We start from the raw sequence: 12,478 nt of genomic DNA on the forward strand, positions 1-12,478 counted from the left end.
ACGATGATGCGCGTCGGGCCCTCTCGCCCGCGCGCCTGACGAGACTGTTGTTTCCCATGGATCTGCCGACCGTCGCGATCGTCGGACGCCCGAATGTCGGCAAGTCGACCCTGTTCAACCGGCTGGTCGGGCGCAAGCTCGCCCTGGTGGATGACCGCCCCGGCGTGACCCGCGACCGCCGCGAGGGCGAGGGCTTCATCGGCGACGTCGCCTTCCGCGTCATCGACACCGCGGGCCTCGAAGAGGCGGACGCCGACTCGCTGCTCGGCCGCATGCGCGCCCAGACCGAGGCCGCCATTCTCGAAGCCGACGCGGTGCTGTTCGTCATCGACGCCCGCGCCGGCGTCCTGCCGTCCGACCGGCCCTTCGCCGAACTGGTGCGCCGCGCCGGCTGCCCCGTCATCCTCATCGCCAACAAGGCCGAGGGCGGCGCCGGCATGGCCGGGGCCTACGATGCGTTCTCGCTGGGGCTCGGCGATCCGATCCCGTTCTCCGCCGAGCACGGCGAGGGCCTGGGCTCGTTGCAGGATGCCCTGCGCGAGGTTCTGCCCGAACCCGACGAGGAGGACGAGGACGGGGAGGGCGGCAAGGGCCTGCGCGTCGCCATCGTCGGGCGGCCGAATGCCGGCAAGTCCACCCTGATCAACCGGATGATCGGCGAGGACCGCCTGCTGGTCGGCCCCGAGGCCGGCATCACCCGCGATTCGATCTCCCTCGACTGGGAGTGGCGCGGGCGCCGGATCAAGCTGCACGACACCGCCGGCATGCGCCGCCGGGCGCGCATCGACGACAAGCTGGAGAAGCTCGCGGTCTCCGACGGCCTGCGCGCCGTGCGCTTCGCCGAGGTCGTGGTCGTGCTCCTCGATGCGACGATCCCGTTCGAGAAGCAGGATCTCACCATCGTCGATCTCGTCGAGAGCGAGGGCCGCGCCCTGGTGATCGGCCTCAACAAGTGGGATCTCGTCGCCGACCAGCCGGGCCTGCTCAAGACCCTCCGGGAAGACTGCACCCGCCTGTTGCCGCAGGTGCGCGGCGTCTCGGTGGTGCCGCTCTCGGGGCTTGCCGGCGACGGCATCGACAAGCTGATGCAGGCCGTGGTCGATGCCTCCGAGGTGTGGAGCCGGCGCGTCTCGACGGCGCGGATCAATGCGTGGCTCACCGACGCGACGCAGCGCAACCCGCCGCCCGCGGTCTCCGGCCGGCGCATCAAGATCCGCTACGCCACCCAGGTGAAGAGCCGCCCGCCGCACTTCGCCCTGTTCGGCAACCAGCTCGACGCCCTGCCGAAATCCTACACCCGCTACCTCGTCAACGGCCTGCGCGAAGCCTTCGACCTGCCCGGCGCGCCGATCCGGCTGTCCCTGCGCACGACGAAGAACCCGTTCGAGAAGGGCTGATCCGGCCGGCAAATCTGGAGAAGCGCGGTTCCCGGGAAAGGACCTTCCCCCGCAGGGGAGCGACGGAGAGTTTGGGCCTCGGCGCGCGTTGAACTTGGGAAGTCCGCTCCCTTGCTCGACCTGTCCAAGTCCTTAGCCTGTCGGCTCCTTCTCGCATGGATCGTTTCCCGATGGCCGGATCGTCCTCCGCCGCCGCGCGGCCGGCAAAGCGCGTCGAGCCGCGCACGCTCGCCCTGGTCGGGCTCGCGGGCCTCCTTGTGGTCGCCGCCGCAGCCCTGTTCGCGACGCTCGCCGATGCCGGCACCGTCCAGGCGGTCCGCGACGGGCTGACGAGCCGCGGTTTCTGGACCGCGGCGGCGGTCGGGCTCGCGGCGCAGACCGTCGATGGCGCGCTCGGCATGGCCTACGGCATCACCTCGACGACCTTCCTGCTCTCCACCGGGGTGCCGCCGGCGGCGGCCTCGGCCTCCGTGCACGTCGCCGAGATCTTCACCACCGCCTTCTCCGGCGTCTCGCACTGGCGGCTCGGCAATGTGGACGGGCCGCTGTTCCGGCGCCTGCTGATCCCCGGCGTGATCGGCGCGGTGGCAGGCGGCTATCTCCTCACCTCGGTCGATGGCGAGGCGATCAAGCCGTTCGTCTCGGTCTACCTGCTCCTGATGGGGCTCTACGTCCTGTCGAGGGCGTTCCGGGCCGTGAAGGTCAGCCACGAGCCGCCGCGTGCCGTGGTGCCGCTGGCGCTCGGCGGCGGCTTCGTCGATGCGATCGGCGGCGGCGGATGGGGACCGGTGGTGACGACATCGCTGGTCGGCCGCGGGCAGGATCCGCGCACCTCGATCGGCTCGGTCAACGCAGCGGAGTTCTTCGTCGCGGTGGCGAGTGGGTTGTCCTTCACCCTGCTCGGCGGGCTGACCCACTGGACCACCATCGCCGGCCTCGTCCTCGGCGGGCTGTTCGCAGCACCCATCGCCGCCCTGCTGGTGCGGGTGATCCCGGCGCGGGGGCTGATGGTCGTGGTGGGGCTCCTGATCACGGGTCTCAGTCTCGTGAGCCTCGCGGGTCTGTTCGGTTAACGTCCCTCACCCCGCCCGCGTGGTCTCGGCGAGCCAGTCCACCACCGCGTCGAGGGCTTGGCGGTTGCTGGTGTCGCCGCCGCGGGTGCCCTCGAACGCGGCGATCTGCCGGTCGGCACTGGTGCCTTCGCGCAGGATGCGGCGGGCGTCGGCCACCTCTTCGGTGCAGCCCAGGGCCTCGGCATCCTCCGCGATCAGCGAGAGCAGCGTGTCGAGGGCGGCGTCGAAGGGGAAGGCCTGCTCGGATGCCTCGTCGATCAGCTCGGCCTCGACCCCGCTGCGCTGGGCCCGCCACAGGTTCTCCGCCGCGATCGCCCGCGAGACGCCGGTGAGCCCGGCATTGATGTCGGGCCGGCGCTCCACCAGCCGCACGAGGCAGCGGAACAGGGCCGCCACCGCAATGGCGTCGGCGAGCCGGGTGCAGGAATCGGCGATGCGCAGTTCGAGCGTCGGGAACTTGATCGAGGGGCGCAGGGACCACCACAGGAAGCTCGCATCCTGGATCGAGCCGGCATTGGTCATGATGCGCACGTAGCGCGTGTAAGCCTCCGCATCGCCCATCAGGTCGGGCAGGCCGGTGCGCGGCAGTTCGCCGAAGGCGCTGAGGCGGTAGGCGGCGAGCCCCGTCGGCTTGCCCTGCCAGAACGGCGAGGAGGCGGAGAGGGCGAACAGCAGCGGCTGGAACGGCAGCAGCCGGTCCATCAGCGCGACGCGCCGGTCGGGGTCGGCGACCTCGACATGGACGTGCATGCCGCAGATCAGGCTGCGCCGCCCGGCGAGGCCCACGTCGCGCAGGATACCGCGATAGCGGTCGCCCTTGGTCGGCAATTGCCGCGCCCAGTCGGCGATGGGGTGTGTGCCGGCGGCGAAGACGAGGAGCCCGTGCTCGCGGCCCAGATCCGCCAAGGCCTGCCGCTGCTCCCGCAGCGCGGCGTGGGCGGCCGGGAACGCCGTGGAGGGCGGGGTGCAGACCTCGACCTGACATTGCAGCAGCTCGCGCCCGATCTCGGGCAGCCGCTCGCCGGCCGCCTGATGGAACGGCTTGACCGAGCGGCGCGGCGTGCCGCGGGTCTCGGCGTCGGCAAGGAAATACTCTTCCTCGATCCCGAACCGGTAGGGGTGGGCGCTCATGCCGTGCTGACTCCGACGACCGGCCGACCCGCTCTCACCGGAGGGGAGGCCGCTCCAGCCAGAGAGGCGCACCGAAAGGACCTTGGCCGGGAGCAAGCCGTGAGCCCCGAGAACGGTTCCCGGGGGAGGCCCGGCGGCCAGCGCGACACCGTGGCCGCCCGGCACGGGCCGGCGGGGCTCGCGCCGGGGGCGGGGAGGGCGCTACAGCTTTCTTTCCCGCCGCCGCTTCTCTCCCACGACCATGCCCGAACTGCCCGAAGTCGAGACCGTGCGCCGGGGGCTCGCCCCCGCGATGGTCGGGGCGCGCGTCGCCCGCGTCACCCTGCGTCGGCCGAACCTGCGCTTCCCCTTCCCCGAGCGCTTCGCCGAGCGGCTGGAGGGCACCACGGTGCTGGAACTGGCGCGCCGGGCCAAGTACCTCACGGCGCATCTCGATTCCGGCGAGAGCCTGATCCTGCATCTCGGCATGAGCGGGCGCTTCGATGTGCGCCTGCCCGACGGCTCGAACCTCTCGCCGGGCGACTTCTACCTCGAAGGGGCGCTCGGTACCCCCAAGCACGACCACGTGGTGATGGCCTTCGCCAACGGCGCCACCGTCACCTACAACGACGCCCGCCGCTTCGGCTTCATGGACCTCGTGGCCACGCGCGACCTCGAGACCTGCCGCCACTTCGCCAGCATGGGCGTCGAGCCCCTCTCCGACGCCCTCGACGCGCCCCGGCTCGCGCGCCTGTTCGCCAAAAAGATCACGCCGCTGAAGGCAGCACTCCTCGACCAGCGCCTGATCGCGGGTCTGGGCAACATCTATGTCTGCGAGGCGCTGCACCGCTCGGGCCTCCACCCGGCCTTGCCGGCAGGCGCGCTCGCCAAGCCCGACGGTTCGCCGGCACCAAAGGCGAAGACACTCGTCAAGGAGATCAAGGCGGTGCTGAGCGAGGCGGTGGCGGCCGGCGGCTCCACCTTGCGCGACTACGCCCGGCCGGACGGGGAGCGCGGCGCCTTCCAGCACGGCTTCCGCGTCTACGACCGGGTGGGCCATGCCTGCCCGACCAAGGGCTGTACGGGCCGGGTCGGCCGGATCGTGCAGGGCGGACGCTCGACCTTCTTCTGCGAAACCTGCCAGGTTTTGCCGGTCCGGTAAGGTCTGAACGGCGGGGCCTCCGATTTCATCCCGCTTATGTCGACCTGAAATTCGGCGCTCATCCCCCATTCTTTGGGTGACTGCCCACGCGAATGTTGAACGGTTCGGGGCCGCAACGCGTTCTCAGCTTTGCCACAGCACGGCAAAGACCGTCTGTGCCCTGTCCGATGCGCCGGCCGCCCGCGGCGGCGCGTGGAGGGGCCCAACGATACGGAGGAACACCATGCGCGCCATCAAGCTGATCCCGGTTCTCGGCCTGCTCGCCCTCGGCCTCGCAGCCTGCAAGGACGAGAAGAAGGACACCACGGGCACGACCACGCCTCCGGCCAACACCACGACCACCGCCCCCGCGACGCCGCCCGCAACCCCGCCGGCCGCCGGCCAGACCACGGCGCCGACCAACCCGCCCGCGACCAACAAGCCCGCCGGGCAGCCGTAGTTCTCAGGGGATTTCCGACATCGCCCGCTCGGTGATCGGGCGGCATGACAGGAGGAAGGCTCGCCGGGAGGCGGGCCTTCTTGCGTTCGGGGCCTGCCGCACGACGCGCTTGACAGCTGCCGTCTCATGAAACATGTAAAGTTACATGAGACGGGACAGCAAGCTTTCGGGCGTCCTCCACGTGCTTCTGCACATGGCCGAGATCGAGGGGCCGGTGACCTCCGAGTTCCTGGCCGGCGTGATGCAGACCAATCCCGTCGTGGTCCGTCGCATCATGGCGGGCCTGCGCGACCGGGGTTACGTCCGCTCGGAGAAGGGGCATGGCGGCGGCTGGCGGATCGCCTGCGATTTCGGGGCCGTCACCCTGCGCGACATCTACGACGCGCTCGGCGCCCCCGAAATCTTCGCCATGGGCAACCGCAGCGAGGCGCCCGGCTGCCTCGTCGAACAGGCGGTCAATGCCGCCATGGACGAGAGCTTCCGCGAGGCGGAGGCGCTTCTAATGGCGCAGCTCGGGCGGATCACGCTGGCCGCGCTCAGCGCCGACTTCCATGCCCGCCTCGCGGCGCGCGGCGGCGACTTCAACCCGGAGACGGCCCATGCGGTATGATGCGATCATCGTCGGCGGCAGCTTCGCCGGCCTCTCCGCGGCGCTCTACATCGCCCGAGGGCGCCGGAAGGTCTGCGTCGTCGATGCCGGCGCGCCCCGCAACCGGTTTGCCGCCGCCTCGCACGGCGTCTTCGCGCAGGACGGCGAGAATCCGCTGGCGATGATCGCGACGGCCCGCGCGCAACTCGCGGGCTACCCGAACGCCACCTTCGTCACGGGGGAGGCGGTGTCGGCGCGAGCCGCAGGCGACGGCTTTGCCGTCTCGCTGGCCGGGGGACAGCGCCTCGCGGCGTCCAAGCTCGTCCTTGCCTTCGGCATCAGCGATATCCTGCCCGATCTTCCCGGTCTGGCGGAGCGCTGGGGCGCGAGCGTGCTGCACTGCCCCTATTGCCACGGCTTCGAGTTTTCCGGGCGCGTCCTCGGCGTGCTGTCGGCCGGCGCCGTATCGGTCCATCAGGCCGAACTGGTCGCGGAATGGGGCCCGACCACGCTCTTCCTGAACGGACACCCGGCGCCCGATGCGGAGGCCTGCGCCCGGCTCGCCGCCCGCAACGTCGGAATCGAACCCGGGCCGATCCGGGCGCTTGCGGGCGAGGGGCGGGCCCTCTCGGCACTCGTCCTGGCGGATGGCCGGACGCTCCCGCTGGAGGCCCTCTTCGTCGGCCCCCGCTACCGCCTGAACAGCCCGCTCGCCGAACAACTCGGCTGCGCCGTGGACGAGGGCATGCTCGGACCGGTGATCCGCACCGACGCGATGAAGGAGACGACGGTTCCCGGTGTCTACGCGGCCGGGGACGCGGCACGGTCTCCGCACAGCGTGGCCTGGGCGTCCGCCGACGGCGTGACCGCCGGCGTGGCCCTGCATCAGACGCTGGTGTTTCCGCGCCTGGCGGCGTGAGGGAGCCGGTCGCGCCTTCAGCGAGACCGGGGAATGCAAACGCCCGACCGTTCTCGGCCATTCTTCCACGTCGGCCGAGGCCATCGTGCAGATTATGCGCGCGGCCTAAGGGCTTCGAAGAACAGCCCCACAACCCAGCCGATGCCATAGATGACCGCTAGCGTTGGTAGAAACAGCAACGCCCACACCACTATGTTCGGCAGCGAAGCCATGAGTGGGAGAAGACCAAGCTTCAAGGCAGCAGCATGGGCGAAAACAATGGGGATCTGCATAAGCACAAACGTGCCCTTTGGATCTCCCGTGATGCTGCTTGCGTAAGTCAAGATCGCTATAGATGCGGACATATACATTGCGCAGAACGCAAATCCTGTGCGGCTCAATCTCATTATCCCTCCGAGCGAGCCCGTGCCGCTTCCCACTCTAAGAGTCCGTCCGATAAGTCATGATGCTCGCCCGAGCCTTCGGACGAGGATCATGACGGCGGCGGCGTAGAGGAAGGCCTGGGCCGAGGCGAGGGTCGCTTCCGGGTCCTTCCAGAGGCGTCGGTTGCGGCTGATCCATCCGAAGAAGCGTTCCACCACCCATCGGCGTGGATGCACGGCGAAGCCGACCTGATCCTTCGGTTTGCGCACGATGTCGATGGTGATGACGGTGGCGGTCGCGGGTCTGTCGCCGGCATAGCCTGCATCGGCGAAAGCTCTGACGATGAACGGGAAGGTCCGCCGCGACAGGCGCAGCACCGGTCCAGCCCCATCGCGATCCTGAATGTCGGCGGTCTGCGGATCGAGCACGAGGGCGCGCCCGTCCGTGTCGACCAGGGCCTGACGCTTGCGGCCCTTGACCTTCTTTCCAGCGTCGTAGCCGCGCGGGCCGCCGCTCTCGGTGGTCTTCACGCTCTGGCTGTCGAGCACGGCCGCCGTCGGCGAGGCCTCGCGACCGGCCCGCTCCCGGTCGGCCATGACCAGGGCGTGGTTGATCCGCCCGAACAATCCCTCGTCCCGCCAGCGGCTGAAGTAGCCGAACGTCGTGCTGCGCGGAGGGAGATCCTTTGGGATCAACCGCCATGCGATGCCGCCGCGCAGCACGTAGAAGATCGCGTTCAGGACCTCCCGCATCGTCCAGACAGGCGGACGACCACGCGAGGCGGGCTCTGGCATCATGGGCGCGATCACCGCCCATTCCGTATCCGTCAGGTCGGTTTCGTATCGAAGGCGCGCACGGTTATGCTGCCGGCGAGTGGTCGGGGTCCACATGGCACGTCCAGATGAGGCTTCAGCACCCTTCTGGAATCACCGCCATTCCGGCCACTCAACCCCTGCCGGACGTTATCGGACGGGCTCTAAGCTGATCTTCCTGCAAACGTGCTTACATAGCACCCCTCAATGGCAGAGGCCCGATTACAGAAACCGTTGTTTTTCTCCGAGACGGCCCAAATCCAGTTCGATCCCCCTCCCGCCTAACCAACTGATTTCGCCTTGTCAGCGCTAGTCGCGGCGATCAATTTGGGGGCGGCCTCGGCGCGATTCTCTTTGCCCGAGCCGTCCTTGATGGGATCGACGATCAGATGCAGCGGCTTCGATCCCATCCGCGCATCGCGCAAGTCTGTCTCACGCTCGGCGTCATCTCGGGCTGTTCCGGAAGCGCGTTCGGCCAAGCCGTCACCCGTGCGCAGGTCGAGGCGCGTTTGCCGGCCCTCGAAGCGCTGGCGCAGCAGGCCATCGATGCGGGCGACGTGCCGGGTCTCGCGATCGCGATCGTCTACGGCGACGAGACCCTCTTCCTGAAAGGCTTCGGCCGCAGGGAAATCGGAAAGCCCGACTTGGTCGGGCCGGAGACGGTGTTTCAGATCGCGTCCCTGTCCAAGCCCGTCACCTCGACCGTGGTGGCCGCCCTCGTGGGCGAGGGTGTCGTCGGCTGGGATTCGCGCGTCGCCGATCTCGACCCCGGCTTCCGGCTTCACGAGCCCTATCCGGCCTCGCAGGTGACGGTGCGCGATTTTCTCAACCACCGCAGCGGGTTGCCGGGCAGCGCCGGCGACGACCTCGAAGGGATCGGATACGCTCGCGACGACATCCTCCGCAGGTTGCGCCTCGTGCCGCCGTCCTCCAGCTTCCGGGCGGGCTACGCCTACAGCAATTTCGGTTTCACCGAGGGGGCCGTGGCCGCCGCGAGGCCGACCGGCAAGCCGTGGGATGTCGTGGCTCAAGAAAAGCTGTTCGGCCCGCTGGGGATGACCTCCACGAGCACGCGGCATGACGCCTTCCTGACGCGCGCCGACCGGGCCGCACTCCATGTCAGGCGCGACGGCGTCTGGACGGCCGGGACCGAACGCGATCCCGACGCGCAGGCGCCGGCCGGCGGCGTCAGCTCGAATGTCCGCGACCTCGCCCTCTGGGTGCGGCTCGAAATCGGAAACGGCCTGTTCGAGGGCACGCAACGCGTTGCCGGCGCGGCCCTCGCTCAGACGCATGTGCCGCTCACGGCACGCGGCACCAATCCCGTGACCGGAGGCGCCTCCTTCTACGGCCTGGGCTGGAACATCGAGTACGGCCGCCACGGCCTCGTCTGGGGCCATGCCGGCGCCTTCAGCGTCGGCGCGCAGACCCTCGTCTCGATCCATCCGGAGGCAAAGCTCGGTATCGTCCTGCTGACGAACGCCTTCCCGTCCGGCGTCCCGGAGGGATTGGCCGACAGCTTCGCGGACCTCGTCTTCGACGGCCGGATCCGCAAGGATTGGCTGAAGGATTGGGGCGAAGCGTACACGAGCCTGTTCGGGCCGAGCGCGTCGGCGAACCGCGCCGTCTACGGCCGGCCGCCTGCGAACGCCTCGGCGTCGCTCCCCCTGTCGGCCTATACGGGGCGTTACGCCAACGCGTATGTCGGCAATGCCGAGGTGGCGCAGATCGACGGCCGCCTGACCCTCACGGTCGGGCCCGGCGGGGCGCGGACCTATCCGCTGCGCCACTTCGATCGCGATCTCTTCCTCTGCTTTCCGGATGCGGAGGCGCCGGACAATCCGTCGGCGATCCGTTTCGCGATCGGAAGCGGGGGCAAGGCCGATGCGGTGACGCTCGACGCGCTGAACGCGAACGGTCTCGGCACCCTCGATCGGTCGAGCGAGTGAGCGCCGAGGCGCGAGGCTGCGCCAGCGGCCGGGCGCGGTCCGCTTCGTCGGAAGGCGCTCTCGGGATGGATGCCGAGTACGCCGCCAATTGTAGTGGTATGATAAATCGCCGCGAACGCACTATCTAAAGGAAAACTTGTTCCCTAAGATCTGTGGGTAAAGCTAAGGCCATTCGATGCCGGTAGTACGGATCGGTTCTATCTTTAGAATGAGTGTTTATTAGCTTTAGCTTGTCTGCAGGCGAGCACAATTTGTTTTGAGAAACACTCAATAACATCAGCAGCTTCGGATGTGTGATACCAAGAGGCTTTGTTGGATTTGGCACCGAAATGATATTTTTTATGGCGGCGTAGGCCTTTACATCGCTCATCAAATCTTGATGAAAGCCCCAAACATTGTAGGCATCTGAATTTCGGGCATTGTCTAGTAATTTTCGAAGGTCGTCTTCGAGACCGCCCATTTTTATGACAGGTGTCAGTCCTCCGACTAATCGTCCCAACATTGCGTCTGCACGCCAAACATCAAAAGTCAACCTGAGATGTTCAATGAGTGAACGCGCGTTGTTGTACTTGGACCAAAACCAAAACAGACCATACACCCCTACCGCGGATTTTTGTGAAAGAAAGTGCTTGTTAAATTTAGATATTGAATCATCAACAAGGGTCGATCGTGATGAGCGAGCATCTACTAGTGCTTCGATGCTGCTTAATATAGAAATTTCATCGACAAGCCTTGAGTCCATTGCATAAGAGCACATTCGATTGAATTTTTTTGCACGTGTAATTCTTTGGGTTTCGTACGAAAGTACATTTTCTCGGCAGCTTGGGCGTGCGTAAAATATATCTTCAAGAGTGTGAGGATTTATGTTGGAGCCGGTTTTTCTAGCTAGCGTCAGTGAACGCTTTAGTATTTTCTCTCCCGCTCCGGTGTCAAATGCCCCCCTCGTGTACAATTTTGGGAATGTCTTTTCGAAAATCTTTCTTTCAAGTAATGCGGGCAAGCCGAGCATAGATTTTCTTTCGATGCGGGAAAATACAAGGCTCTGGACTCATAACCAATAGCTGACGGTGGCTGCGATGGAGACGGCGGCGAGATAGTTGGTTGCGAGCCTGTCGTATCGTGTGGCAACGCGACGGAAGTCCTTGATGCGACCGAACATACGCTCGATGGCGTTGCGGCCTTTGTAGAGGACTGGCGAGAAGCACGGCTTCCAGCGCCGATTGGATTTCGGCGGGATGTTGGGGGCGGCTCCCGTCGCCTCGATCTGCCGACGGATGGCGTCGCTGTCGTAGCCTTTGTCGGCGAGCAGGATGCGGCACCGGGGCGAACGCTCGAGGAGTAAGGCTCCTGCCTTGCAGTCCGCGACCTGTCCGCCTGTCAGCAGGAAAGCAAGCGGGCGGCAGAACCGGTCGGTGAGCGCATGGATTTTGGTCGTGCGCCCGCCCCGCGAACGGCCGATGGCCTGATTATGCTCCCCCCTTTTCCGCCGGATGCGCAGCGATGCGCCTTCACGGCCGAGGAATCGATGAGCACCTGCGAGGGTGGGCCGCCAGCCTTGGCCAGGGTCTCGAACAGATCGGTCCAGACCCCCTTGGCCGCCCACCGCACGAAGCGATTGTAGAGCGTCTTTCTTGGACCATAAACCTCGCGTGGCGCATCCGCCCAACGCCCGCCCGACTTCAGCACGTGGATGATGCCGCTGATCACCCGACGGTCATCGACGCGATCCTTGCCTCGCGTATCTGTCGGCAAGTGCGGCTCAATCTTCGCAAACTGTGCGTCCGTCAGCCAAAACTCGTCCATCCGGTCCTCCTTCATCACAAAGGAATCACGGACACTCCTGCCAAGCCAAATTTATGGGTCCAGAGCCAAGGTCCAAGAAATAATTTTCTCGAGCTCGAAAATGATCTAAGGCCTGTTCACTGGTGAGAATCTTTGTTTTGCCAGAGTTAAGCCTAACCTGCCGGGTCTGAAGAATCAGGTCTATGTCCCGCAATATTCTTCGAGCCTCGACAATACTATCGACGCCAATATCGATATCATCCATATATCTGACAAAATCGCATTTTCTTTTTTCTAGATATTCATCGAGTTCATATAGAAAACAATGAGCAAGAATTCTTGGGGCATCAATATTGATTTGTGGTAGCCCCGTCTCTATGCGCGGCATATAGTCTGGTTGCCATAGCAGCGACGATAAAATGAAAATTAAAGTATCTAAAACTACTTCTCGCACACTTATTTGGCTAGAAAGAATATTTCTTAGGTGGGTATAGCTGATAGAATCATAATAGTTAGCAACATCAGTAACAATTACGTATTTTCGGTTTTTGTAAAATTAAGTAATGCACATTGAAAGTTAATCCATGATCTAAAGCTTCCATAATTGGGGGCTCCTTTATCTTCCTTCTTATTGTTGGAAAATTTATGATCCTCTGGTTCGAAAAAGGCTCGTTTTGATGGAGCTTTCCCATGTATTTCTGAGTACAAGGCATCAGAGAGTCGTTGGAGAATAATATTATCTTGAAGAGATGGGATTGTGATCTGTCGGCATAACCCCTTCGATTTTTCCATCAATAAACGCCGTGCAGGTGCTGGCTGGTAGCTCCCTTCACACACTAGCCGTTCAAGTCTAAGGCATTCGGCGTACGAATTAACGTGAAAA

At 65.2% G+C, this 12,478-nt stretch carries 11 protein-coding genes and 1 pseudogene; 7 read left to right on the forward strand and 5 right to left on the reverse strand.

The annotated features are described in order from the left end of the window. The first annotated feature begins 56 nt into the window (after positions 1 to 56). The gene (der, locus tag Y590_RS19485) at positions 57 to 1,397 is read left to right on the forward strand and encodes a ribosome biogenesis GTPase Der (RefSeq protein ID WP_060771293.1); all 1,341 of its coding nucleotides are present in this window, start codon (positions 57 to 59) and stop codon (positions 1,395 to 1,397) included. 170 nt (positions 1,398 to 1,567) lie between these two features. After that, positions 1,568 to 2,470 (forward strand): sulfite exporter TauE/SafE family protein, encoded by a 903-nt coding sequence (locus Y590_RS19490; RefSeq protein ID WP_060771294.1) that lies wholly within the window; start codon positions 1,568 to 1,570, stop codon positions 2,468 to 2,470. Positions 2,471 to 2,476: 6 nt separating this feature from the next. Here the strand turns inward: Y590_RS19490 and Y590_RS19495 are convergent, their stop codons facing one another. After that, positions 2,477 to 3,601: a carboxylate-amine ligase gene (locus tag Y590_RS19495; RefSeq protein ID WP_060771295.1), complete on the reverse strand. Its 1,125-nt coding sequence runs from the start codon at positions 3,599 to 3,601 to the stop codon at positions 2,477 to 2,479. A gap of 241 nt (positions 3,602 to 3,842) precedes the next feature. Here Y590_RS19495 and mutM point away from each other — a divergent pair, with 241 nt between their 5' ends. From mutM to Y590_RS19515, 4 genes are all read left to right on the forward strand, one after another. Further along, positions 3,843 to 4,742: a bifunctional DNA-formamidopyrimidine glycosylase/DNA-(apurinic or apyrimidinic site) lyase gene (gene mutM, locus Y590_RS19500; RefSeq protein ID WP_060771296.1), complete on the forward strand. Its 900-nt coding sequence runs from the start codon at positions 3,843 to 3,845 to the stop codon at positions 4,740 to 4,742. A gap of 223 nt (positions 4,743 to 4,965) precedes the next feature. After that, the gene (locus Y590_RS19505) at positions 4,966 to 5,181 is read left to right on the forward strand and encodes a hypothetical protein (protein ID WP_060771297.1); all 216 of its coding nucleotides are present in this window, start codon (positions 4,966 to 4,968) and stop codon (positions 5,179 to 5,181) included. 145 nt (positions 5,182 to 5,326) lie between these two features. Beyond that, positions 5,327 to 5,791: an Rrf2 family transcriptional regulator gene (locus Y590_RS19510; protein WP_060771298.1), complete on the forward strand. Its 465-nt coding sequence runs from the start codon at positions 5,327 to 5,329 to the stop codon at positions 5,789 to 5,791. Further along, on the forward strand, positions 5,781 to 6,689 hold the full coding sequence (locus Y590_RS19515) for an NAD(P)/FAD-dependent oxidoreductase (protein WP_060771299.1): 909 nt from the start codon (positions 5,781 to 5,783) through the stop codon (positions 6,687 to 6,689). Before Y590_RS19510 ends, Y590_RS19515 begins: the two co-directional genes overlap by 11 nt. A 440-nt stretch (positions 6,690 to 7,129) precedes the next feature. On the opposite strand, the gene Y590_RS19525 is transcribed toward Y590_RS19515, so the two are convergent. Beyond that, complete coding sequence (locus Y590_RS19525) at positions 7,130 to 7,942, reverse strand: IS5 family transposase (RefSeq protein ID WP_060768287.1); 813 nt, start codon at positions 7,940 to 7,942, stop codon at positions 7,130 to 7,132. A gap of 311 nt (positions 7,943 to 8,253) precedes the next feature. Between Y590_RS19525 and Y590_RS19530 the strand changes: the two genes are divergently transcribed. Beyond that, positions 8,254 to 9,813 (forward strand): serine hydrolase, encoded by a 1,560-nt coding sequence (locus Y590_RS19530; RefSeq protein WP_060771301.1) that lies wholly within the window; start codon positions 8,254 to 8,256, stop codon positions 9,811 to 9,813. Positions 9,814 to 9,937: 124 nt separating this feature from the next. Here Y590_RS19530 and Y590_RS26595 read toward each other — a convergent pair whose 3' ends face one another. From Y590_RS26595 to Y590_RS27605, 3 genes and pseudogenes are all read right to left on the reverse strand, one after another. Further along, complete coding sequence (locus Y590_RS26595; protein ID WP_144440017.1) at positions 9,938 to 10,822, reverse strand: hypothetical protein; 885 nt, start codon at positions 10,820 to 10,822, stop codon at positions 9,938 to 9,940. A 39-nt stretch (positions 10,823 to 10,861) separates the two neighbouring features. Beyond that, positions 10,862 to 11,616, reverse strand: a protein-coding gene (locus Y590_RS25970; protein ID WP_144440009.1) for an IS5 family transposase whose coding sequence is annotated in 2 segments (ribosomal slippage) — positions 10,862 to 11,284 and positions 11,287 to 11,616 — 753 coding nt in all. Because the reading frame shifts where the segments join, the coding sequence is not laid out codon by codon here. A 25-nt stretch (positions 11,617 to 11,641) separates the two neighbouring features. After that, positions 11,642 to 12,130, reverse strand: a pseudogene (locus Y590_RS27605) (RNA-directed DNA polymerase); the annotation flags it as partial. Between the last annotated feature and the right edge of the window lie 348 nt (positions 12,131 to 12,478).

It is taken from the genome of Methylobacterium sp. AMS5 (genome assembly GCF_001542815.1).
Classification (GTDB): Bacteria; Pseudomonadota; Alphaproteobacteria; order Rhizobiales; family Beijerinckiaceae; genus Methylobacterium.

What these genes read in the sequence shown, in the direction of transcription:
- Y590_RS19515 (WP_060771299.1), top strand. Translation starts at nt 5,781, where the DNA reads ATGCGGTATGATGCGATCATCGTCGGCGGCAGCTTCGCCGGCCTCTCC.
- Y590_RS19490 (WP_060771294.1), top strand. Translation starts at nt 1,568, where the DNA reads ATGGCCGGATCGTCCTCCGCCGCCGCGCGGCCGGCAAAGCGCGTCGAG.
- Y590_RS19525 (WP_060768287.1), bottom strand. Translation starts at nt 7,942, where the DNA reads ATGTGGACCCCGACCACTCGCCGGCAGCATAACCGTGCGCGCCTTCGA.
- mutM (WP_060771296.1), top strand. Translation starts at nt 3,843, where the DNA reads ATGCCCGAACTGCCCGAAGTCGAGACCGTGCGCCGGGGGCTCGCCCCC.
- Y590_RS19510 (WP_060771298.1), top strand. Translation starts at nt 5,327, where the DNA reads ATGAGACGGGACAGCAAGCTTTCGGGCGTCCTCCACGTGCTTCTGCAC.
- der (WP_060771293.1), top strand. Translation starts at nt 57, where the DNA reads ATGGATCTGCCGACCGTCGCGATCGTCGGACGCCCGAATGTCGGCAAG.
- Y590_RS19495 (WP_060771295.1), bottom strand. Translation starts at nt 3,601, where the DNA reads ATGAGCGCCCACCCCTACCGGTTCGGGATCGAGGAAGAGTATTTCCTT.
- Y590_RS19530 (WP_060771301.1), top strand. Translation starts at nt 8,254, where the DNA reads ATGCAGCGGCTTCGATCCCATCCGCGCATCGCGCAAGTCTGTCTCACG.
- Y590_RS26595 (WP_144440017.1), bottom strand. Translation starts at nt 10,822, where the DNA reads ATGCTCGGCTTGCCCGCATTACTTGAAAGAAAGATTTTCGAAAAGACA.
- Y590_RS19505 (WP_060771297.1), top strand. Translation starts at nt 4,966, where the DNA reads ATGCGCGCCATCAAGCTGATCCCGGTTCTCGGCCTGCTCGCCCTCGGC.